Genomic DNA, 21,474 nt, shown 5'->3' on the forward strand with positions numbered 1-21,474 from the left:
GGCACTCGACCGCGCCAGCGGGCGAGTGGGAGTGACGAAGGAACTCCCACGCAGGTGACGTCGAACGGGCACGGACCATCACGGTCCGTGCCCGTTCGCGGTATTTCGGGCAGGATGAGCGTATGACCAAGGCGCGGACGAAGATCACGGTTATCGGTGCGGGCAGCGTGGGGGTGAGCGTGGCCTATGCCGCGCTGATTCGGGGGAGTGCCGCCGAGGTCGCGCTCTACGACATCTCCACCGACAAGGTCGACGCCGAGGTGCTCGATCTCGCGCACGGCACGCAGTTCACGTCGGCGGCGGTGAGCGGCGGCTCCGATCTCACCGTCGTCGAGGGCAGCGACGTGATCGTGGTGACCGCGGGGGCGAAACAGCAGCCAGGGCAGACCCGCATGGAGCTCTCGGGCATCAACGCACGGCTGCTCCAGACGCTGATGCCGCAGCTCGTCGAGCGCGCTCCGGACGCGGTGTTCATCATCGTCACGAACCCCGCCGACGTGATGACCGTCGTCGCGCAGCGCGTCTCGGGGCTTCCGCCGCATCGGGTGTTCGGATCGGGCACGGTGCTCGACACCTCACGTCTGCGCTGGCGCCTCGCGCATCGCGCGAACGTGAGCACCGCGAGCGTGCACGCCGACATCGTCGGCGAGCACGGCGACACCGAGTTCCCGCTCTGGTCGAACGCGACGATCGGGTCGGTGCCGATCCTCGACTGGCCCGCCGATGAGCCGTTCACCACCGAGGAGCTCGACCGCATCGCGATCGAGGTGCGCGACGCCGCCTACGCGGTCATCCGCGGCAAGGGGGCGACGAACCTCGCGATCGGCGTCAGCTGCGCCCGCATCGCCGAGGCCGTGCTGCACGATGAGCGCGCCGTGCTTCCGGTCGCGACGGTGCTCGACGGTGAGTACGGCATCCACGGAGTGGCGCTCTCGGTGCCGTCTGTCGTCGGCGCGGCCGGCGCTGTTCCGCTGGCAGAGACGCCGATGAGCGACCACGAGGAAGCCCTCCTGCAGGCCTCGGCCGACGCGATCCGCAGGGCCGTCGAGGAACTCGGCTGATCGTCTCGAGACAGACTCAGAACTTTTTTCGGCGTGGATGTCGATCTGACGCATCCGCGTTCGACGTCTTCATTGAGAGGGTCGACAGGCGGCCCCACCACCGAGGAGAACACCATGAAGTACATGCTGATCATGCGCTCGAACGACGAGGCCGTCGAGGCGTACAAGGAGATGCCGTTCGAGCAGGTCATCGAGGCGATGGGCAAGTACAACGAGTCGATGATCAAGGCAGGCGTGCTGGCTGCCGGCGAGGGGCTCAGTGACGCTGCCGAGGGGTTCGTCGTCGACTTCAGCGCCGAGACGCCGCTCATCACCGACGGCCCCTACGGAGAGACGAAGGAGCTGTTCAACGGCTTCTGGATCCTCGAGGTGTCCAGCCGCGAAGAGGCGGCAGAATGGGCGAGCCGGGCGCCGCTCGGCAGGGGCTCGTTCCTCGAGGTGCGCCGCGTGACCGATGAGTCGGACTTCCCGGCCGACAACGAGTGGATCGAGAAGGAAGCCGGCTGGCGCGAGGAGCAGGCGCAGCGCGCCCAGCAGTGAGATGACCGACTCTCGGCACCGCGAGGCGGCTCGCTCCGCACCCGACGAGGGTGCGCGGCGAGCCGTCGCCGCCGTGTGGCGCATCGAGTCGGCGAAGATCGTCGCGACGCTCACGCGTGTGGTCGGTGACTTCGGCCTCGCAGAGGACCTCGCTCAGGAGGCTCTGCTGGATGCCCTGCAGCAGTGGCCTGTCGACGGAGTGCCGCGCAACGGGGCAGCGTGGCTCACGGCAGTCGCGAAGCGCAAGGCGATCGATGGCTGGCGCCGGCGAGAACGGCTGGACGCTCGAATGGCCGTGCTCGGCCACGACCTCGAGCGGGAGCAGGCAGAGGCGGCGGACGCACCGCCATGGGATCCGGATGCCGTCGACGATGACGTGCTCCGCCTGATCTTCATCTCGTGCCACCCGGTGCTCTCACGCGAGGCTCAGGTCGCCCTGACCCTGCGCGTCGTGGGTGGCCTGTCGACCGAGGAGATCGCCCGGGCCTTCCTCGTGCCGACGGCGACCGTGCAGCAGCGCATCGTGCGGGCCAAGAAGACCCTCGCCGCGGCGAACGTACCCTTTGAGATGCCGCCGCGCGAAGAGCACACGGCGCGGCTGGGGGCGATCCTGGGCGTGCTGTACCTGATCTTCAACGAGGGCCACGCGGCCAGCAGTGGGCCCGACTGGATGCGATCTGAGCTGAGCCTCGAGGCGATCCGGCTCGCACGCGTGCTGGCGGCTCTGATGCCGCGCGAGCGTGACGCGCACAGCCTCGTCGCCCTCATGGAGCTCACCGCCGCACGGTTCCCCGCCCGGGTGGACACGCACGGCGACCCCGTGCTGCTCGCCGATCAGGACCGACGTCGCTGGGACCGCGGCCGCATCGCTCGCGGGCGCGCGGCCTTGGGCACCGCGGATGCTCTCGGCACAGGTCGTGGGTCCTACGGTCTTCAGGCCGCCATCGCCGAATGTCACGCGGTCGCCGCATCGATCGACGAGACAGACTGGGATCGCATCGTCGTCCTGTATGAGGCGCTCGGCCGCATCGCGCCGTCGCCGGTCGTCGAGCTCAATCGTGCGGCGGCCGTCGCGATGGCGACGGGGCCGGCTTCCGCTCTGCAGATCATCGACCGGCTCGCATCCTCGGGCGCCCTGGCCGGATACCACCTGCTTCCCGCCACACGGGCCGAGCTGCTGCTGCGGCTCGGGCGTGACGACGAAGCTCGCAGCGAGTTCGCCGTGGCCGCGTCGCTCGCGGGCAACGATCGAGAGCGGGCTCTGCTGCGGGCGAAGGCCGACGAGCGCTGAGCACGATACCGGTATGCAGAGAACCGCCCTCCTCGCCAGCGACGCTGGAGAGGAGGGCGGTTCAGGTATTGCGGTGTGTCAGCTGCGGGCCTTGCTGCCGCGTCCGACGATCAGACCGTAGATCAGCAGCACGACGATCGAGCCGCCGATGGCGAGGAGCCAGGAACGGATATCGAAGAATCCGCCCATGTCGACGTTAAAGATGGCGGAACCGAGCCAGCCACCCAGCAGTGCGCCAACGACGCCGAGCAGCAGCGTGATGAGCCATCCGCCGCCCTGCTTTCCGGGCAGGATCAGCTTCGCGATTGCTCCGGCGATGAGGCCGAGAAGAAGGAATCCGAGAAAGCTCATGTTCAGCTCCTTTGTTTCGTGAGCCCCGGGGTGCCAGGGCTCGTGTGATCCATGGTGCCCTCCCAGCTGATTATCAGCCAACCCCTTGCGCTGAGACCCTCAGGTATGCGAAGAGGCCCGCCTCCCCAGGGAGACGGGCCTCTTTCAGTGATTCGCGTCAGTTGCTGCCGCGGATGATCGCGATCATCCGCAGGATCTCGACGTAGAGCCAGACGACTGTGACCATGATGCCGAAGGCGCCGAGCCAGCCGTACTTGCGGGGAGCGCCGTTGCGGACGCCCTGCTGGATCTGGTCGAAGTCCAGCACCAGCGAGTAGGCCGCCATGATGACGACGAGGACGCCGATGATCAGGCCGAGCGGGATGCCCATGATCTCCGCGCTGTACAGACCGAAGGCCTGGCCCTGGGGCAGGACGCCTGTCCACATCAGGACGAGGTTGAGGAGCGAGAAGACGAGGTAGCCGACCATGGCGATCATGAAGATCTTGGTGGCCTTCTTCGAGGCGCGGATCTTGCCGCTCGCGAAGAGCGCCAGGGTGACTCCGACGACCGAGACGGTCGCGAGGGTCGCCTGGATGACGATGCCGGGCCAGATGGCCTCGAAGAACGCCGAGATGCCACCGACGAAGAGACCCTCGAAGGCCGCGTAGGCGAAGATCAGTGCGGGGCGGACCTTCTTGCGGGAGGTGAACGTGATCACCATGGCGAGAACGAAACCGCCGAGTGCGCCGATGATCCACGGCATCATCGAGACACCCTGGTAGGGGTTGCGCTCCAGGCCGCCGAGCGTCCACACCCAGCCGACGGCCGCGGTGACGAGCAGGATGGCGAAAAGTCCGGCGGTCTTCCAGACGGTGTCCTCGACGGACATGCGGTCGGTCTCGATAGCGCCGGCCGGGGGAGCGGCGTACATGCCCTCCAGCTGCGCGTTCGCGGCGGCATCCATCGTGCCGTGCTGGAACGACGCGGCCTGCGCACCCTGAGCGCCCTGCGGGGCACCCGGGTAGGTCGCGACGTTTCGCGGGTCCTGCTGCTGGAACGCCGGGTTGTTGAAGGCGAAGTTGCTCATGGTGGGCCTTACTCCAAAGTGGTTGTAGGTCGCTTTCCTCCACGATACCCGGAATACAGGGTCATCAGGGTGTCCTACGCTGAGAGCGTGCCCAGGAAATCGCCTCTCGTGATCGGGCATCGCGGTGCGCCCGGCTACCGTCCGGAACACAGTCGCTCGTCGTACGAGCTCGCTCTCGCGATGGGGGTGGATGCGGTCGAGCCCGACGTCGTCGCCACGAAGGACGGCGTGCTCATCGTGCGGCACGAGAACGAGATCTCCGGCACCACCGACGTCGCCGATCATCCGGAGTTCGCGGATCGCAAGACGACCAAGCGCGTCGACGGCCAGGCATTAACCGGATGGTTCACCGAGGACTTCACGTGGGATGAGCTGTCGACGCTGCGCAGCCGCGAACGGCTGCCCGAAGTGCGGCTCTCGAGCGCGACCTTCAACGGCTCGCAGGCCATCCTGCGGCTCACCGACGTGCTCGACATCGTGCGCGACGGGTCGATCGAGCACGGGCGGGAGATCGGCGTCGTCCTCGAGGTCAAGCACGCGACCTACTTCGCGAGCATCGGCCTCGATCTGGCGCCACTGATCGAGCGCGATCTGCGAGCCGCCGGGTGGGCCGACGGCGAGCTTCCGCTCATCATCGAGTGCTTCGAGTCGACGATCCTCGGCGAGCTCAAGGCGCGGGGGATCGCCGCCTCCTACATCTACCTGATCGAGGCCTCGGGGCGCCCCTACGACCTTCTGGTCGCGCGGGGCACACAGGCGCTGACCTACAGGGCCACGGTCACTCCGCACGGCCTCGACGGACTGGTCGGTCAGGTCGACGGCATCAGCGTGAACAAGCGGATGCTGCTCGCCGCCGGAAACACGATCGTCGCCGACGCTCATGCCCGAGGACTCACGGTCTTCACGTGGACGTGCCGACCCGAGAACGCCTTCCTCTCGGCGGAGTTCCGCGGAGCGGGCGGCAAGAACGCCTACGGCGACTACGAGGCGGAGTGGGACGTGATCGCCCGCACCGGCGTCGATGGGGTGTTCGTCGACCACCCCGATCTCGGCGTCAGCTTCTTCCGCAGTTGAGGCCTTCGCTCAGAGGGTGCGGTCGAACGCGCCTCGACGCGACACGATCTCCTTGCCGAGCGGCATCAGCGAGACGGGCACCATCTTGAAGTCGGCGATGCCCATCGGGATGCCGATGATCGTGACGCAGAGCAGAAGGCCCGAGACGATGTGGCCGATGGCCAGCCACCAGCCCGCGAGGATCACCCAGAGCACGTTGCCGAGGAACGAGCCGACTCCGGAGGTCGGCTTGCTGACGATCTCCCGTCCGAACGGCCAGATCGCGTAGCGGGCGATGCGGAACGAGGCGATGGCCCAGGGGATCGTCACGATCGGGATGCACAGCAGGATGCCCGCCAGCATGTAGCCGAGGAAGAGACCGAGGCCGGCGAAGATCAGCCAGATGATGTTGAGGATCGTGCGCACCGCCCGATTCTCGCATCGGCGGCTGGGCGTCTGCCGGGTCGGTGCTGGCCGCGGGAGGCGATCCCGTCCGTCGGGCGGCCGCGCTTCGGGCCGACGGTGAACCGCCACCGGGCGTTCACCATCCGTGCACCCGCGGGTCGTCCGTCGGCCATGCGGCATCGCTGATGTGGAGTCGTACCCGTCTGATTCCCCCAGGAGCCCCATGTCCCGCCTGCATTCCGCGGCTGCGGTCACGACGGTCTGCGCGCTCAGCGCAGCCGCTCTGCTCGCCGTGCCCCTCGCCGCGACCGGAGCCGAACTCGGCATCCGGATCAACGAAGTCGAATCCAGCGGGGGCGTTCCCGGAGACTGGATCGAGTTCGTCAACACCTCCGACGTCGTCGTCGATCTGAGCGGCTTCGTCGTCAGAGACAACGGCGACGACGAGTCGTATGTGTTCCCCGAAGGGACGCTCGTCGAACCCGGCGCTCACCTCGTGCTCGATGAAGCGGGCTCCGGCGTCGACGGGTTCACCTTCGGTCTCGGAAAGGACGACCAGGTTCGTCTGTTCGACCCGAGCGCGACGCTCGTCGACGAGACTTCCTGGACTGCTCACGCCGCGGTCACGTGGGGTGCCCGCGAGGTCGCAGGCACGGTCGAGTGGGCGGAGACCAGCGAGTCCACGAAGGGCACGGCCAACGTGTTCGCCTCGGACACCCCTCTCGGCGGCTCGATAGTCATCAACGAGGTCGATTCGCAGCCCGCGGACTGGGTCGAGTTCTACAACTCCGGAGACGCCGCACTCGACATCTCGGGCTATGAGATCCGCGACAACTCCGACGACCACCGCTGGCAGTTCCTGCCAGGAACGCAGATCGCCGCAGGCGCGTTCCTCGTGGTCGAGGAGGGCACGATCGGCCTCGTGGACGGCGCCGAGACCGCGTTCCGCGATCCGATCGGGATCGGCAGCGCCGACCGCATCCGGTTGTTCGACGCCGGCGGCGCGCTGATCGACGACACTCTTCCCTGGGAGGGGCACGCCGCGATCGACGGCGACTCCATCGCGGCGACTCTCGCGCGCTGCCCCGACGGCGAGGGCGCCTTCGTGCTGGCCCACCCGACCATGGGCGGCTCGAACTCCTGCGTGATGCCCGATGTGGTGATCAACGAGATCGAGTCCAACGGTGATGCGACCGACTGGGTCGAGGTCATGAACTCCGGCAGCACGGCGGTCGACATCTCAGGGTGGACGCTCATGGACGGCGATCCGGTCGGTCACGCCGCGGAAACGACGCCGTTGCCGGCGGGAACCGTTCTCGAACCGGGTGCGTACTTCGTCTTCGATCAGCCGACGGACTTCGTCTTCGGCCTGGGCAACGGCGACACGGCCACGGTGCGCGACGCGAACCTCAACGTCGTCGATGAGCACGTGTACGACGCACACGCGGCAGGCGTCCTCGCCCGCTGCGCGGACGGCAGCGGAGACTTCATCGACATCGCCGAGTCGACCAAGGGACAGGCCAACGCGTGCGGCAACGCGGTGCGGATCAACGAGGTCGAGTCCGACGGCGGCTCGCCGGGCGACTGGGTCGAGCTCGTCAACCCGACGGCATCCGTCCTCGACGTCTCCGGCATCGTCGTGAAGGACGACGATGACACGCACTCCTACGCGATCCCGGCCGGCACCACGATCGGTGCGGGCGGATATCTCGTCATCGAGGGCGCCGATCTCGGCTTCGGCCTGGGAGGCGGTGACACCGTGCGCCTGTTCGACGACGGTCTGGTCGTTGATTCGACCACGTGGGAAGGGCACGCCGCGACCACCTGGGGGCGCTGCCCCGACGTGACCGGAGCGTTCGCCGTCACCGCGGAGAGCACCAAGGGCGAGGCCAACATCTGTGCCGGAGAGATCGAGGTCGCGCCGTGGCCAGGCTCTGCCGAGGTCCGGGTGCTCGACACCGCTCCGACCTTCCTCGAGGACAGCTCGGGGCTCGATGTGCAGGAGACCGCCGACGGATCGTTCCTCTGGGCCGTCGACAACGGCGATGGGCGCATCTGGAAGCTCGAGGCCCACGCCGACGGCTCCTTCTCGCAGATCCCCGGTTGGGAATCAGGCAAGCGCGTGCGGTTCCAGAAGGATGCCTCGGATCCGGGCGCTGCCGGCCCCGACACCGAGGGCATCACCGTCGACGGCGAGGGGGCGGTCTACGTCGCCTCGGAGCGCGACAACAGTGCCAAGGGCGTGAACCAGAACATCCTCCTCAAGGTCGATCCCGAGGCCTCCGCCGGTGATCTCGTCGCCGAGCAGGAGTGGGATCTGACCGCGCTGCTGCCGGACGTGGGAGCGAACCTCGGCATGGAGGCGGTGCAGTGGGTGCCCGACAGCGCACTCGAGGGCGCACTCTTCGACATCAACAGCGGCACGGCGTATGACCCTGCCGACTATGCCGGCCACGGTGGCGGTCTCTTCTTCGTGGCGGTCGAGGACAACGGTCACGTGTATGCGTTCGCGCTCGGCGGCGACGGCCAGGCGACTGTGGTCTCGGAGATCGCCCCGGGGCTGACCGGGGTCATGGCACTCGACTACGACAGCGTGCTCGACGTGCTGTGGGCGGTCTGCGATGACGGCTGCCAGGGCCAGTCGGCGCAGATCACTCTGAACGGCACTGCTCAGCCGGGGCTCGCGCACTTCGCCCGCCCCGCCGGAATGCCGGACATCAACAATGAGGGATTCGCGACGGCTCCGGCCTCGCTGTCGGTCGACGGCGAGCGGCCGGTCTGGTGGTTCGCCGACGGCTTCGCATCGAAGGCGCTGCGCGTCGGCACCCTCCCCGGCGTGACCGGAGAGATCCCGGGCGAGATCCCTGGTGAGACCCCGGGAGAGAACCCTGGTGAGAACCCGGGTGCGATCCCGGGCGCGAATCCGGGCGACGGAAACGGCGTCACTGCCCCGAGCGGGCTCGCTGCGACCGGCTCCGAGGTTCCGGTTGCGATGATCGCCCTGGCGCTGATGCTCGTCATCGCCGGCGCTCTGGTCGCCCGCCGACGTCGTCACTCGTCCTGATACGACGCATCGACACGAAGACGGGCTGGTGCACGATGACTCGTGCACCAGCCCGTCTTCGTGCGGAGTCGTCGAACGCGGTCGGCGCTTCATCGTCTCTGCGCACTCGCCGTCCCGCCGGCAGTGTCGGTGGCGCGGCCTAGACTCGTAGAGCCATGACCGAAGCCCCCCTCATCGTTCCCGGGTCCGTCGGCCCTCGCTCCACCGGAGCGCAGGGACAGGACGACCTCCTCGCCGGCCTCAACCCGCAGCAGCTCGAGGCGGTGACCTATCGCGGACCCGCGCTGCTGATCGTGGCTGGCGCCGGTTCGGGCAAGACCAGCGTGCTCACCCGCCGCATCGCCTCTCTGCTGAGGGCACGAGAGGCCTGGCCCAGCCAGATCCTCGCGATCACCTTCACCAACAAGGCGGCCGGTGAGATGCGCGAGCGTGTCGAGGCGATCGTCGGCGAGGCCGCTCGGGGCATGTGGATCTCGACGTTCCACTCCGCCTGCGTGCGGATCCTCCGGCGCGAGGCCCAGCAGTTCGGGTTCACCAAGTCGTTCACGATCTACGACTCGGGCGACTCGCGCGCGCTGATCAAGCGTCTGGTCAAGCAGCACGAGGCCGACGCCTACGGGCTCACCCCCGGTGCCGTGCAGTCCCGCATCTCGAAACTCAAGAACGAGCTGTCGGACGCCGACGCCTACGCGCGTCAGGCGAACATGAGCGACCCGGCCGAGCGGATCTTCGTCGAGCTGTTCGCCGACTACCAACGTCAGCTGCAGAAGGCGAACGCGTTCGACTTCGACGACCTGATCGGGCAGACGGTGCACCTGTTCCGTGCGTTCCCGCAGGTCGCCGACACCTACCGTCGTCGTTTCCGTCATGTCCTCGTCGACGAGTATCAGGACACGAACCACGCCCAATACGCGCTCATCCACGAGCTCACGCGGCCGGTGACCGGCGAGAGCCCAGACCCGTATGCCTCCAACGGCATGATGATCTTCGAACCCGACCCTTCGGCGGGCTCAGGGACCCAGGTGGGCGGAGCCTCGCTCACCGTGGTGGGTGACTCCGACCAGTCGATCTACGCCTTCCGCGGCGCCGACATCCGCAACATCAGCGAGTTCGAGCGCGACTTCCCCGGTGCGCGCGTCGTGCTGCTCGAGCAGAACTACCGGTCGACCCAGAACATCCTCTCCGCAGCGAACGCCGTGATCGGCAACAACTTCGACCGCAAGGACAAGAAGCTCTGGAGCGACAAGGGCGACGGTGACATGATCGTCGGCTTCACCGGGTACTCGCAGCACGATGAGGCGCAGTTCGTGGCCGACGAGGTCGAGGCGTTGCACCGTGCCGGGATGCCGTACTCCGAGATGGCGGTCTTCTATCGCACGAACTCGCAGTCCCGCGCCCTGGAAGAGATCTTCATCCGCTCGGCCGTGCCCTACAAGATCATGGGCGGCACGAAGTTCTACGAGCGTGCCGAGATCAAAGACGCCCTCGCCTATCTGGTCGCCGTCGCGAACCCCGCCGACGAGATGGCGGTGCGACGCATCCTCAACAAGCCCCGCCGCGGCATCGGCGATGTCACCGAGACGGCGATCGCCCGCTTCGCCGAGGAGCACGACATCACCTTCCGCCAGGCGCTGTCCGTGCCCGCGCAGCTGGGCTTCGGCCCGAAGATCCAGGCCGGCATCGCCCAGCTCGACGCCGTGCTGGCCGAAGCCACCGAGATCATGCTCCCCGCCTCCGGCGAGGTGCCCGCACCCACCGCCGTCGCAGACGGACTCAGCGTGCTGCTGTCGAAGAGCGGCTACCTCGACGCGCTGCGCGCGAGCCGCGACCCTCAGGATGAGGCGCGTGTCGAGAACCTCGACGAGTTCGTCGCGGTCGCCCGGGACTTCGCGAGGAACAATCCCGACGGGACGATCGTCGACTTCCTGACGGAGGTCGCTCTCGTCTCGGACGCAGACGACCTCGACGACGAGTCGGGTTCGGTGTCCCTGATGACGATGCACACCGCGAAGGGGCTCGAGTACGACGCGGTGTTCGTGACCGGCGTCGAAGAGGATCTCATCCCGCACCGCATCTCGGCCGGCGAGCCGGGCGGCCCACAGGAAGAACGTCGGCTCTTCTACGTGGGCATCACCCGCGCACGCAAGCGTCTGCACCTGTCGCTGGCGATGACCAGGGCGCAGTTCGGAGAAGTCTCGGTCGCCATGCCCAGCCGTTTCCTGCAGGAGATCCCCGCCGGGCTCATCGACTGGCGCCAGTCGCCGGGCGACGTCAACTCCCGCGGTGGCATGCAGTCCCGCGCGCTCAACGCTCGCCGGGGTGGCGGGTTCGGCGGCTCGGGCTCGAGCGACCGCTTCGGCGTGAAGCAGCTGCCAGGACGTGACTCGCTCAAGCCGTTGTCGACAGCGATGGACAAGTTCCCCAACCGGGTGACGGCGAAGATGCGCGACAACGGCGATCTCGAGCTCACCGCCGGCGATCGCATCCGCCACTCGGACTTCGGTGAGGGAAGAGTCGACGCGGTGACGGGAGAGGGGGCCAAGCGCATCGCGCACGTGCGCTTCGATTCCGCCGGCCAGAAGAAGCTGTTGATCAAGGTCGCGCCGATCGAGAAGATCTAGCCCGGTGGCGGGTTAGGCTGGCTGATATGGCCCTGTTCTCCCGCCGCAAGAAGTCCGCCGACGACGATGTCGTCGCCGACCAGACCGAGACCGAGACCGCGGAATCCACCGTCGACGCTCCGAAGGCCGCGGAGGCACCCTCCGAAGCCACCGAGGTCACGCCCACCATCGGGATCTCCGTGCAGGCGTTCCGCGGTGTCGGCGCGCAGGCCGGACCCGAGGTCGAGCTGCCCGATCCTGACGCGACTCCCGCCGCAGCCGCACCGACCACTGCGCCGACCGCTGCACCGACCACCGCGCCTGCTCCCGCTGCGCCCGTGGCCGAGCCCGAGCGCAAGCTCCCACTGGCACCTGCTCTGCCGCCCGAGCAGACCGAGACCGTCGCGGGCATGAAGGACAACGTCCTGCTGCGCGAATCGCTCAAAGAGGTCGAGCAGGGCGCGACCAACGAGCAGCTTCTCGGTGTTCTCCGCCAGGCGCTGCAGGGCCACATGTACATCCGCGTGAACGGCGATGCTCGTGCGCAGATCAGCGAGGGCAAGCCCCTCGCGGTCGCGGTGGTGCGCGATGGCGAGCGGCAGTTCATGCTGGCGTTCAGCTCGGCCGCCGCGGTGCGCGACTCCGTGCAGCTCGAGAAGGATCCTACGGCGACCTCGGCCGTCGCCCAACCCGTCACCTCGGTTCTGCAGCAGGTCGTCTCCGGAGATTTCGCAGGCCTCATCGTCGACAACGCCTCCGCCCCGCACCGCGTGGTGTTCCCGACCGAGCTGCTGCAGAAGGCCCTCGATCAGGCGGATGTCGACATGACCGTCAAGTCGCTCATCGCCGCCCCGCGCGAACAGGACACCGCCTCGAAGGTCGGCGAGGCGCTGGCGACGAAGCGCATGTGGGTCGCTGTCAATGAGGGCAACCCCGGAGGACAGGTCGGCATCGCCGAGGCGCAGACTCCTGACGGCAAGCGGTTCCTCCAGCTGTTCTCGCATCCACTCGAGGTGCTCGCGCTCGGTCGTGGCGACCGACCGCTGCCGTTCGAGCCTCTGCAGCTGGCGAAGATCCTGTCCAGCCACATCGACATGGCCGGCGTCATCATCGACCCGGCCGGGCCCAGCGTCGTGGTCGAGCGCGACGCGCTCACCTCCGTGCTGATCCTGGCGATCGACATCGACGACTGACGGCCTTCCGCGCGTCGCACCCGCCCCCTAGGGTCGGAGCATGGCCTCAGAACGCGTGCCCCTGACCGTCATCGATCCTGATGGGGAGCGCGAAGTCATGCTCTCCAGCCCGAACAGGGTGGTGTGGCCGAAGGACGGCATCACGAAGGCCGAGCTCGCGGAGTACTTCCAGCGCGTCAGCGCTCCGTTCCTCGCGGCGAACGGCAACCGTCCCGTCTCGCTCGAGCGCTTCCGCGATGGGATCGGCAGCGACGGCTTCTTCTCGAAGAACCCGCCCAAGGGCACGCCGGACTATGTCGACGCCGTCACGGTGACCTACAACAGTGGGCGACGGCATCCGCAGATCGTGCTCAACCGACCCAGCGCGATCGTCTGGGCAGCGCAGATGAACACGATCGTGTTCCACCCGTGGGCGTCGCTCGCCTCCGACCCCGACAACCCGGTGGAGCTGCGGATCGACCTCGATCCGCAACCGGGAACGGGTTTCGCCGATGCCGTCCGCGCCGCGCACGCGCTGCGAGAGGTGCTCGGCGAGGTCGGCCTCGACGCATTCGTGAAGACCAGTGGCAACCGGGGGCTGCACGTGTTCGCCCCGATCGAACCGACGCACGAGTTCCTCGAGGTGCGGCACGCCGTGATCGCCGCCGGCCGAGAGCTGGAGCGTCGGACGCCCGAGCAGGTGACGATGAGCTGGTGGAAGGAGGAACGGGGGGAGCGGGTCTTCATCGACTTCAATCAGGCGAATCGGGACCGCACGATGGCCGGTGCCTACAGTCCTCGTGCGCTCCCCGGAGCCACGGTCTCGACACCGGTGCACTGGGGCGAACTCGACGGCCTCGACCCCGCCGCGTTCACGGTGCGCAGCATCCCGCGCCGACTCGACGAGGTCGGTGATCCCTGGGCGGGCATGCACGACAACCCGGGGCGCATCGACACACTCCTCGAGTGGTGGGAGCGCGACGAGGAGGCGGGCCTGGGCGAGCTGTCGTTCCCGCCCGAGTTCCCGAAGATGCCGGGGGAGCCACCGCGTGTGCAGCCCAGCAAGAAGGTCGAGGCCAACTGGGACGCGAACGGCGACCCGATCGACGAGTGAGGTTCAGCCGATCACCTCGGCCAGGTCGTATCCGGTCACGGTGTCGAGCTGGTCGTACGTGCACGAGCGGGCGTCCCGGTCGGGCCGCCAGCGCTCGAACTGCACGGTATGCCGGAATCGCGAACCCTCGAGCTGGTCGTAGCGGACCTCGAGCACGAGCTCCGGTCGCAACCGCACGAAGGACACGTCCTTGGATCCGCTGAAGCGCGAGCGCTCGCCCTCTCCGGTGACGGCATCACCCGCTTGGTCGCGCTCCACCAGCGGGGCGAGCTCCTCGACGAGTTCCCTGCGGCGCACATCGCTCCACGCGGCCACGCCGCCGACCTGTCGCAACATGCCGTCGGAATCGTAGAGGCCCACGAGCAGCGACCCGACCCCCGATCCCGATCTGTGCACCCGGTATCCGAGCGCGACCACGTCGGCCGTGCGGGCGTGCTTGATCTTGACGAGTGTGCGCTTGCCCGGCGCGTACGGCTGATCGAGCGGCTTGGCGACCACTCCGTCGAGTCCTGCCCCCTCGAACTCGGCGAGCCATTGCACGGCCGCGTCACGATCGCGCGTGGTGCGCGTGATGTGCAGGGGATGCCCGACTCCGGCCATCAGCCGTTCCAGGCGCTCGCGCCGCTCGGCGAACGGGGTGCTCAGCAGGTCTTCGTCGTCGACTGCCAGCAGATCGAACGCGATGAACATCGCCGGCGTCTCCGCCGCCAGCCTGGTGACCCGTGAGGCTGCCGGGTGGATGCGCTGGCTCAGCGCCTCCCAGTCGAGTCGCTGAGCGCCCGCCGACCCGGTCGCGACGACGATCTCTCCGTCGAGCACGCATGGGCCAGGCAGCAGCCGAGGGATCGCTTCGACGAGCTCGGGAAAGTACCTGGTCAGCGGCTTCGCTCCGCGGGAGCCGATCTCTACGCTGTCACCGTCCCAGGCGATGAGCCCTCGGAATCCGTCCCACTTGGGCTCGAACAGCAGCCCGCCGGTGGACTTCGCCGGGTCCGGAACGGATGCTGCCGCCTTCGCCAGCATCGGGGAGGGGATCTCGTAGCGCATGGGTCCATCCTGGCGTCGGCGGCGCTGCGGCAGAAGGGGGACTTCGGGACTGTCAGCCGAACAGATCGCCGAGCGAGACGCGGGTGCCCGCATCCTTCAGCGCCGTTCGGGCAGCGTGCCATCCGGCCATGCCGTTGACCCCCGGCCCCGGTGGGGTCGATGCCGAAGCGAGATACACGCCGTGCATCGGCATGCGCCAGGGGGCCGTGCCGAGCACTGGTCTGCGCAGCGCCTGAGGGATGGTGAAGGCACCGCCCAGGATGTCGCCGCCGATCTCGGACGGATTCACCGCCTCGCGCGACGACGCGGGCACCGAGTGGTGCGCGAGGATGAGGTCGCGGAATCCGGGCGCGAACCGTTCGACCTGACTGGTGATGAGTTCGGTGGCGTCGAGGTCGGAACCCAGCGGCACATGGATGTACGCCCACAGCACCGCCTTGCCCTCGGGGGCTCGGCTCGGATCGAAGACCGACGGTTGCACGGACAGCACATAGGGTCGATCGTTGATGCGACCTCGGGCGACGTCGTTCTCGCTCTCCCAGATCTCGGCCGCCGACCCGCCGATGTGCACGGTGGGCGATTGCCCGACCTCGGAGTTGGTCCAGGGAATCGGTCCGTCGAGAGCGAAGTCGACCTTCGCGGCGGCCGGGCCGTAGCGATAGCTGCGGATCGCCCGCGCATACGACGCGGGGATGTCGGGATGGGTGAGGGTGAGCCGGGGAGACGTGTTCAGCATCAGAAGGTCGCCGCGAGCGGGGTCTCCCCAATCGAGGGATGCCAGGTCTGCGATGTGGGCGCCTGATTCGACGGCTCCGCCATGCGCCTCGATGTCGGCGACCATGCTGTCGGCGATATTCTGCGCGCCGCCTCGCGGGTACATCCATCCCCCGGCGTGCGCCTGCGCGGCCAGCAGCAGCCCGGCGGCGGCGCCCGCGAGGGAGGGGAGAGGAGTGTTCGCGTGCGCCAGGACGCCCGCCATCAGGCCGGCGGCCTCCTCGGTGCGGAACGCGCGGCGGGCCAGGGGGGTGCCCTGCTCGAGCATCCGCAGCGCGAATCGGAGAGCCGTGATCGGCTCGTGGGGAACCCGGAGCATCTGGTTGCCGGTGAAGTCGACGACACCCTCGACATGCCTGCTGAGCGGGCGCAGCAGCGACAGCCAGGCGCGCTCGTCGGTGCCGAGCGCCGCCGCGGTGCGCTCTATGTCGCGCCACGCGATGCCGGCTCTGCCGCCGTCGAGCGGGTGCGCGTAGGAGATGTCGGGAAGGATCCAGTCGACCCGCTCGGCGAGGCCGAACGCCTGGAAGAACGGCGACGAGAGTGCAGCCGGATGCACCGCGGCGCAGACATCGTGGTGGAAGCCGGAGAGGGTCGACTCGGCGGTGCGGACTCCGCCGCCGATGGTGTCCGCCGCTTCGAGGACGCGCACCTCGTAGCCCGCACGGGCGAGGGTCACGGCGGCCGCCAGGCCGTTCGGTCCGGAGCCGATGATCGTCGCGCGTGCCATTCGGCCAGTCTTCCATGCCCGGGCGTGAGATCCTTGAGGAAATGAATGAAGTTCAGGGCCCGACCCCCACAGGCAACTCCCGTCCGTACCGAACCCTCGCGGAGGCGCTCCGAGCGCACCGCATCGCCGAAGACAACCATGAGTTCATCACGGCGATCACGGATGCCGTCGGCATCTCGTCCTACATCGACCGAGGCCGCTACATCGAGGCGATCCGCCGCGGCGAGGGAGCCTCGCTGCACATCGGCAAGACCTACACCAACGGCTTCGCCGAAGACGAGGTCGTCGTCGTCGGCTCGACGCCCCTGCGTCTGCGGCCGAGCGAGGGCCGTGCCCCGTACTTCTTCGTGACGCACCCGAGCGAGTTCCGACCTATCGCTCCGGTCAAGGCGAAGCGCACCACGACTCCTCGAGTCGCGGCGGCGCCGAAGGCCGAGCGTGCGACGAAGACGAGCGAGCGCGACTACGGTGTGTGCGACGTCTGCTTCATGGTCAAGACGCCTGCCGGGGGTTGCGGCTGCGACTGACCCCCGCGGTCGCTGACCGTCAGGTCAGGCGAAGGCGCTCATCCCGGTGATGTCGCGTCCGAGCAGCAGGGCCTGCACGCTCTCGGTGCCTTCGTAGGTGTGGATCGCCTCGATGTCGGCCATGTGCTGCATCACGCCGTTCTCGAGCAGGATGCCGTTGCCGCCGAGCAGATCGCGGGCGATGGACGCCACGCGCCGTGCCGCGCGCGTGTTGTGGAACTTCGCCAGTGACGCCTGCGTGGGGCGCAGCTCGCCCGCGGTCTCGAGGTCTGCGAGGCGGCGGCAGTAGAGCTGCATCGCGGTGAGGTCCTCGAGCATGTGGGTGAGACGCTCCTGCACCATCTGGAACTTGGCCAGCGGCTTGCCGAACTGGATGCGCTGCGTCGAGTAGGCGAGCGCGGCCTCATAGCAGGCGGTGGCGTGACCGAGCGCCGACCAGGCGACGCCCGAACGGGTCGCGTAGAGCACGACCGAGGCGTCCTTGAAGCTCTTCGTCCCCGGCAGCACGGAGTCCAGCGGCACCCGCACGTCGTCGAGCACGATGTGCGCCTGGTGGATGGCGCGGAGAGATGCCTTGCCGCGGATCGGTGTCCCGGTGTATCCGGGGGTGTCCTGTTCGACGAGGAAACACCGCACGGCGCCGTGCTCGGCCGCAGTCTCGTCGTCGACGCGGGCCCACACGAACGTGATGCCGCCAGAGGCGCCGTTGCCGATCCACTTCTTCGCCCCGCGGATGACCCATTCGTCGCCATCGCGGCGTGCGACGGTCTCGAGCGAGACGGAGTCCGACCCGTGGTCGGGCTCGGTGAGTGCGAAGGAGCCGAAGACTGAGCTGTCGGCGAGCGCCGTCAGCCACTTCTCCTGCTGCTCGGGTGAACCGAAGAGCGCGAGAGTGCGCAGTGCGAGCCCTCCCTGCACGGCGAGCACGGTGCCGAGCGACCCGTCGCCGCGGGAGATCTCCATGTTGACGAGCCCCGCAGCGAGAGGGGAGAGGTGAGTGAGGGACGGATGCTCGATGCCGTCGACGACCAGATCCATCTCGCCCATGCGGCGGGCGGCGTCGAGCGGGTACTCGGCACGGTCCCAGGCATCCGCCATCTGCGGGCCGACCTCGTCGATGTACGCCTTGGCACGATCCCAGGCAGCGCGATCGGCCTCGGGGATGTCGGCGAAGACGGCGTAGTAGTCGCTGTCCTGTCGTCCGGTGATGTCGTACGACGAGACACGCTCGCCGGGCAGGGGGGAGGCTGCGGTGCTCATGGTGACTCCTTCGTGACACCAAGTATCGTACTCCTCGACACTCGGTTCCACGACTCCGTTCGAGTGGAGTCAGACGCGGTCAGTCGAGCTGCGTGCGCAGGCGTCGGGTGACCTCGGCGATCGGCATCGAACGGGGGAACACCGCGACGACGACGTCGTCCGGCGCCTCGGTGGCAGCCTCAGAGGGCACGCCGTAGCGGCGGCGCACGTCGGCGAGCGCCGTCTGCAGCGTCGAGAGCGGCACCTTCTTCTTGCCACGCAGCAGCTGCCGGAGCACGTGGTTGTGCACGGCGGTGACGAGCGCGGAGAATCCGACGGCATCCAGAGGGTCGATGCCGGGAAGCGAGCTGCGCAGGTAGTCGTCGAACAGGCGCTCGTAGCGGAAGACCGTGATGATCTCGCGCTCGCGGAGCACCGGCACCTGGCGGACGATCTGATAGCGGCGGCGCGCGAGCTCCGGGTCGTGCGCGAAGTGGGCGAAGACCGACTCGGATGCCGCGCACACCGCGCCCCAGGGATCGTCATGTCCCTCGGCGAGGAAGGTCCGCAGCTGCTCGAGCAGCACCTCGTGGTCTGCGAAGACGACGTCCTCTTTGCCGCCGAACTGGCGGAAGAACGTCGAACGCGAGACCCCTGCGGCCTTCGCGATCTGCTCGACGGAGGTCTGGTCGAAGCCCTGTGATGCGAAGAGCTCGAGTGCAGCGGCCACGACGCCGGTGCGCAGTTCTGCGGATTCGTGCATGGGACGAGCCTAGACCTCGGCTTCGGTCGACACGGCTGTGGTCGTCATGGGGAGACAGGGCCCGCTTGCGTCCGTCAGGCGTTCAGTTCGAGGTAGTAGGCTGGGCGACTGGTCGATGTCTCGACATCGAGAGAATTACCAGACAGCAGCCCAGTGAAGGAACCACAGTGGATCTGTACGAGTACCAGGCACGAGACGTTTTCGAAAAGTACGGAGTGCCGGTCCTCGCCGGCATCGTCGCCGACACCCCTGAGGAGGTGAAGGCAGCCGCTGAGAAGATCGGCGGAGTCGTCGTCGTCAAGGCCCAGGTCAAGACCGGTGGTCGCGGCAAGGCCGGCGGAGTCAAGGTCGCGAAGACCCCCGAAGAGGCATACGAGGCGGCCAAGGCCATCCTCGGACTCGACATCAAGGGCCACGTCGTCAAGCGCGTCATGGTCGCGCAGGGTGCGCGCATCGCCGAGGAGTACTACTTCTCCGTGCTGCTCGACCGTGCCAACCGCTCCTACCTGAGCCTCTGCTCGGTCGAGGGCGGCATGGAGATCGAGGAGCTCGCAGTCGAGCGTCCCGAGGCACTCGCACGCGTCGAGGTCAACCCGCTGACCGGCATCGACAAGGCGAAGGCCGTCGAGATCGCCCGCGCCGCCAACTTCCCCGAAGACCTCGTCGAGAAGGTGTCCGACGTCTTCGTCAAGCTCTTCGACGTGTACAAGGGCGAAGACGCGACTCTCGTCGAGGTCAACCCGCTGGTCCGCACCGAAGAGGGCGACATCATCGCTCTCGACGGCAAGGTCACGCTCGACGACAACGCCTCTGAGATCCGTCACCCCGAGCACGAAGCGCTCGAAGACAAGGACGCAGCCGACCCGCTCGAGGCCAAGGCCAAGAAGAGCGGTCTCAACTACGTGAAGCTCGACGGCGAGGTCGGGATCATCGGCAACGGCGCAGGACTCGTCATGTCGACGCTCGACGTCGTCGCCTACGCCGGTGAGAACCACAACAGCGTCAAGCCCGCCAACTTCCTCGACATCGGTGGTGGCGCCTCGGCCGAGGTCATGGCCGCAGGCCTCGACGTCATCCTCGGCGACCCGCAGGTCAAGAGCGTGTTCGTGAACGTCTTCGGCGGCATCACGGCGTGCGACGCCGTCGCCAACGGCATCAAGGGCGCTCTCGAGACCCTCGGCAGCGCAGCCTCCAAGCCGCTCGTCGTGCGCCTCGACGGCAACCGCGTCGACGAGGGTCGCGCGATCCTCGCCGAGTACGCGCACCCGCTCGTCACGCTCGCCAGCACCATGGACGAGGGCGCCGACAAGGCCGCCGAACTCGCCAACGCCTGATCGCAGAGAGACACAAGGACTAAAGAAATGTCGATCTACCTCAACAAGGATTCCAAGGTCATCGTCCAGGGCATCACCGGCGGCGAGGGCACCAAGCACACGGCGCTCATGCTGAAGGCCGGCACCCAGGTCGTCGGTGGCGTGAACGCCCGCAAGGCCGGCACCACGGTCTCGCACACCGACAAGGACGGCAACGCCGTCGAGCTCCCCGTCTTCGCCTCCGTGGCCGAGGCCATGAAGGAGACCGGCGCCGACGTGTCGATCGCGTTCGTGCCCGGCGCCTTCACCAAGGACGCGATGATCGAGGCCATCGATGCCGAGATCCCGCTGCTCGTCGTGATCACCGAGGGTGTTCCGGTCGGCGACTCGGCCGAGGCCTGGGCTTACGCGCAGAGCAAGGGCAACACGACCCGCATCATCGGGCCGAACTGCCCCGGCATCATCACCCCCGGTGAGGCGCTCGTCGGCATCACGCCCGCGAACATCACCGGCAAGGGCCCGATCGGCCTCGTGTCGAAGTCGGGCACCCTGACCTACCAGATGATGTTCGAGCTGCGCGACCTCGGCTTCTCGACTGCCATCGGCATCGGCGGCGACCCGGTCATCGGCACGACGCACATCGACGCGCTTGCCGCGTTCGAAGCTGACCCCGAGACCAAGGCGATCGTGATGATCGGCGAGATCGGCGGCGACGCCGAAGAGCGAGCGGCCGAGTACATCAAGGCGCACGTCACCAAGCCGGTCGTCGGCTACGTCGCGGGCTTCACGGCTCCCGAGGGAAAGACCATGGGTCACGCAGGCGCCATCGTCTCCGGCTCGGCAGGCACCGCTCAGGCGAAGAAGGAGGCCCTCGAGGCCGCCGGAGTCAAGGTCGGCAAGACGCCGTCCGAGACGGCCGATCTGATGCGCGCGATCGTCGAGTCGCTCTAAGCGGTATACTCGAAGAGAAGGCCCTGGACTCCACTCCGGGGCCTTCTTTCATGACCGAACGCAGGCGGTTTCTTCCAGACGGTGGACGATCTGCTAGCGTCGACAGCGTGGCGGGGACAATCGAGGTCGACTTCGACGGTATTCAGCTTGCGATCGATGGTCTCATCGAGGACCTCTCTGATCTGAACCTGTCGCTGCAGACATTCGACGCCGAATCGGAGTTCCTTCTCCAGCTGTGGGAGGGTGACGCTGCCGAGGCTTTCCGCACCGCTCAGCAGTCATGGGCACAGGACGGCGAGGTCCGTCGCGAAGAGCTCGAACGGATGATCGCAGCGCTGGGCGAAGTGCTCCACATCTACACGTCCACTGAGCAGAGGCTCCGAGACCTCTGCGGGGCAGAGTGAGAGCGC

Annotated in this window: 19 protein-coding genes; 12 read left to right on the top strand and 7 right to left on the bottom strand. The window is 67.8% G+C overall.

All coding sequences use genetic code 11. The features are described 5' to 3' along the window. Positions 1 to 122 precede the first annotated feature (122 nt). The 3 genes from ACIOU8_RS09635 (at position 123) to ACIOU8_RS09645 (ending at position 2,892) form a co-directional block, all read left to right on the top strand. Positions 123 to 1,061, top strand: coding sequence for an L-lactate dehydrogenase (locus tag ACIOU8_RS09635; RefSeq protein WP_400788528.1), 939 nt, complete (start codon positions 123 to 125; stop codon positions 1,059 to 1,061). 114 nt (positions 1,062 to 1,175) lie between these two features. Next, entirely contained in the window at positions 1,176 to 1,601 is a 426-nt protein-coding gene (locus tag ACIOU8_RS09640; RefSeq protein WP_400788531.1) for a YciI family protein, read from the top strand. Position 1,602: 1 nt separating this feature from the next. Then, entirely contained in the window at positions 1,603 to 2,892 is a 1,290-nt protein-coding gene (locus ACIOU8_RS09645; protein ID WP_400788533.1) for an RNA polymerase sigma factor, read from the top strand. A 78-nt stretch (positions 2,893 to 2,970) separates the two neighbouring features. Here the strand turns inward: ACIOU8_RS09645 and ACIOU8_RS09650 are convergent, their stop codons facing one another. After that, on the bottom strand, positions 2,971 to 3,243 hold the full coding sequence (locus ACIOU8_RS09650) for a GlsB/YeaQ/YmgE family stress response membrane protein (protein ID WP_400788535.1): 273 nt from the start codon (positions 3,241 to 3,243) through the stop codon (positions 2,971 to 2,973). 157 nt (positions 3,244 to 3,400) lie between these two features. Next, positions 3,401 to 4,312, bottom strand: coding sequence for a Bax inhibitor-1/YccA family protein (locus ACIOU8_RS09655; RefSeq protein WP_290159652.1), 912 nt, complete (start codon positions 4,310 to 4,312; stop codon positions 3,401 to 3,403). An 87-nt stretch (positions 4,313 to 4,399) separates the two neighbouring features. Between ACIOU8_RS09655 and ACIOU8_RS09660 the strand changes: the two genes are divergently transcribed. Further along, positions 4,400 to 5,386 (top strand): glycerophosphodiester phosphodiesterase family protein, encoded by a 987-nt coding sequence (locus ACIOU8_RS09660; protein WP_400788538.1) that lies wholly within the window; start codon positions 4,400 to 4,402, stop codon positions 5,384 to 5,386. Positions 5,387 to 5,395: 9 nt separating this feature from the next. Here ACIOU8_RS09660 and ACIOU8_RS09665 read toward each other — a convergent pair whose 3' ends face one another. Beyond that, on the bottom strand, positions 5,396 to 5,791 hold the full coding sequence (locus ACIOU8_RS09665; protein WP_241794654.1) for a YccF domain-containing protein: 396 nt from the start codon (positions 5,789 to 5,791) through the stop codon (positions 5,396 to 5,398). Between the two features lie 202 nt (positions 5,792 to 5,993). Between ACIOU8_RS09665 and ACIOU8_RS09670 the strand changes: the two genes are divergently transcribed. From ACIOU8_RS09670 to ligD, 4 genes are all read left to right on the top strand, one after another. Beyond that, positions 5,994 to 8,834: a lamin tail domain-containing protein gene (locus tag ACIOU8_RS09670; RefSeq protein WP_400788541.1), complete on the top strand. Its 2,841-nt coding sequence runs from the start codon at positions 5,994 to 5,996 to the stop codon at positions 8,832 to 8,834. 155 nt (positions 8,835 to 8,989) lie between these two features. Beyond that, complete coding sequence (locus tag ACIOU8_RS09675; RefSeq protein WP_400788543.1) at positions 8,990 to 11,455, top strand: ATP-dependent helicase; 2,466 nt, start codon at positions 8,990 to 8,992, stop codon at positions 11,453 to 11,455. A gap of 26 nt (positions 11,456 to 11,481) precedes the next feature. Next, the gene (locus tag ACIOU8_RS09680; protein WP_400788546.1) at positions 11,482 to 12,627 is read left to right on the top strand and encodes an SseB family protein; all 1,146 of its coding nucleotides are present in this window, start codon (positions 11,482 to 11,484) and stop codon (positions 12,625 to 12,627) included. 40 nt (positions 12,628 to 12,667) lie between these two features. Beyond that, on the top strand, positions 12,668 to 13,720 hold the full coding sequence (gene ligD / locus ACIOU8_RS09685) for a non-homologous end-joining DNA ligase (RefSeq protein ID WP_400788549.1): 1,053 nt from the start codon (positions 12,668 to 12,670) through the stop codon (positions 13,718 to 13,720). A gap of 3 nt (positions 13,721 to 13,723) precedes the next feature. Here ligD and ACIOU8_RS09690 read toward each other — a convergent pair whose 3' ends face one another. Both ACIOU8_RS09690 and ACIOU8_RS09695 read right to left on the bottom strand, forming a co-directional pair. Continuing rightward, a complete protein-coding gene (locus ACIOU8_RS09690) occupies positions 13,724 to 14,767 on the bottom strand; it encodes an ATP-dependent DNA ligase (RefSeq protein WP_400788551.1) in 1,044 nt (347 codons plus the stop codon). A 52-nt stretch (positions 14,768 to 14,819) separates the two neighbouring features. Then, positions 14,820 to 16,271, bottom strand: coding sequence for a phytoene desaturase family protein (locus ACIOU8_RS09695; RefSeq protein ID WP_400788553.1), 1,452 nt, complete (start codon positions 16,269 to 16,271; stop codon positions 14,820 to 14,822). Between the two features lie 41 nt (positions 16,272 to 16,312). On the opposite strand from ACIOU8_RS09695, the gene ACIOU8_RS09700 reads away from it, so the two are divergent. Continuing rightward, a complete protein-coding gene (locus ACIOU8_RS09700; protein WP_400788555.1) occupies positions 16,313 to 16,798 on the top strand; it encodes a hypothetical protein in 486 nt (161 codons plus the stop codon). Positions 16,799 to 16,822: 24 nt separating this feature from the next. On the opposite strand, the gene ACIOU8_RS09705 is transcribed toward ACIOU8_RS09700, so the two are convergent. Continuing rightward, positions 16,823 to 18,058: an acyl-CoA dehydrogenase family protein gene (locus tag ACIOU8_RS09705; RefSeq protein ID WP_400788557.1), complete on the bottom strand. Its 1,236-nt coding sequence runs from the start codon at positions 18,056 to 18,058 to the stop codon at positions 16,823 to 16,825. A gap of 79 nt (positions 18,059 to 18,137) precedes the next feature. Beyond that, positions 18,138 to 18,800 carry a TetR/AcrR family transcriptional regulator gene (locus tag ACIOU8_RS09710; protein WP_400788560.1) on the bottom strand — a complete coding sequence of 221 codons (663 nt, stop codon included), beginning with the start codon at positions 18,798 to 18,800 and terminating at the stop codon, positions 18,138 to 18,140. A gap of 167 nt (positions 18,801 to 18,967) precedes the next feature. On the opposite strand from ACIOU8_RS09710, the gene sucC reads away from it, so the two are divergent. The 3 genes from sucC to ACIOU8_RS09725 all read left to right on the top strand — a co-directional run bounded on the left by sucC (position 18,968) and on the right by ACIOU8_RS09725 (position 21,468). Then, on the top strand, positions 18,968 to 20,134 hold the full coding sequence (sucC, locus tag ACIOU8_RS09715; RefSeq protein WP_400788562.1) for an ADP-forming succinate--CoA ligase subunit beta: 1,167 nt from the start codon (positions 18,968 to 18,970) through the stop codon (positions 20,132 to 20,134). Between the two features lie 27 nt (positions 20,135 to 20,161). Next, complete coding sequence (gene sucD, locus ACIOU8_RS09720) at positions 20,162 to 21,064, top strand: succinate--CoA ligase subunit alpha (RefSeq protein ID WP_400788564.1); 903 nt, start codon at positions 20,162 to 20,164, stop codon at positions 21,062 to 21,064. 107 nt (positions 21,065 to 21,171) lie between these two features. Then, complete coding sequence (locus ACIOU8_RS09725) at positions 21,172 to 21,468, top strand: WXG100 family type VII secretion target (protein WP_400788566.1); 297 nt, start codon at positions 21,172 to 21,174, stop codon at positions 21,466 to 21,468. Positions 21,469 to 21,474 lie beyond the last annotated feature (6 nt).

Source organism: Microbacterium sp. NPDC087589, assembly GCF_044743635.1.
Classification (GTDB): domain Bacteria; phylum Actinomycetota; class Actinomycetes; order Actinomycetales; family Microbacteriaceae; genus Microbacterium.

Excerpts from the sequence above, each read along its gene's own strand:
- ACIOU8_RS09635 (WP_400788528.1), top strand. The coding sequence starts at position 123 with ATGACCAAGGCGCGGACGAAGATCACGGTTATCGGTGCGGGCAGCGTG.
- ACIOU8_RS09640 (WP_400788531.1), top strand. The coding sequence starts at position 1,176 with ATGAAGTACATGCTGATCATGCGCTCGAACGACGAGGCCGTCGAGGCG.
- ACIOU8_RS09645 (WP_400788533.1), top strand. The coding sequence starts at position 1,603 with ATGACCGACTCTCGGCACCGCGAGGCGGCTCGCTCCGCACCCGACGAG.
- ACIOU8_RS09650 (WP_400788535.1), bottom strand. The coding sequence starts at position 3,243 with ATGAGCTTTCTCGGATTCCTTCTTCTCGGCCTCATCGCCGGAGCAATC.
- ACIOU8_RS09655 (WP_290159652.1), bottom strand. The coding sequence starts at position 4,312 with ATGAGCAACTTCGCCTTCAACAACCCGGCGTTCCAGCAGCAGGACCCG.
- ACIOU8_RS09670 (WP_400788541.1), top strand. The coding sequence starts at position 5,994 with ATGTCCCGCCTGCATTCCGCGGCTGCGGTCACGACGGTCTGCGCGCTC.
- ACIOU8_RS09675 (WP_400788543.1), top strand. The coding sequence starts at position 8,990 with ATGACCGAAGCCCCCCTCATCGTTCCCGGGTCCGTCGGCCCTCGCTCC.
- ACIOU8_RS09680 (WP_400788546.1), top strand. The coding sequence starts at position 11,482 with ATGGCCCTGTTCTCCCGCCGCAAGAAGTCCGCCGACGACGATGTCGTC.
- ligD (WP_400788549.1), top strand. The coding sequence starts at position 12,668 with ATGGCCTCAGAACGCGTGCCCCTGACCGTCATCGATCCTGATGGGGAG.
- ACIOU8_RS09690 (WP_400788551.1), bottom strand. The coding sequence starts at position 14,767 with ATGCGCTACGAGATCCCCTCCCCGATGCTGGCGAAGGCGGCAGCATCC.
- ACIOU8_RS09695 (WP_400788553.1), bottom strand. The coding sequence starts at position 16,271 with ATGGCACGCGCGACGATCATCGGCTCCGGACCGAACGGCCTGGCGGCC.
- ACIOU8_RS09700 (WP_400788555.1), top strand. The coding sequence starts at position 16,313 with ATGAATGAAGTTCAGGGCCCGACCCCCACAGGCAACTCCCGTCCGTAC.
- ACIOU8_RS09705 (WP_400788557.1), bottom strand. The coding sequence starts at position 18,058 with ATGAGCACCGCAGCCTCCCCCCTGCCCGGCGAGCGTGTCTCGTCGTAC.
- ACIOU8_RS09710 (WP_400788560.1), bottom strand. The coding sequence starts at position 18,800 with ATGCACGAATCCGCAGAACTGCGCACCGGCGTCGTGGCCGCTGCACTC.
- sucD (WP_400788564.1), top strand. The coding sequence starts at position 20,162 with ATGTCGATCTACCTCAACAAGGATTCCAAGGTCATCGTCCAGGGCATC.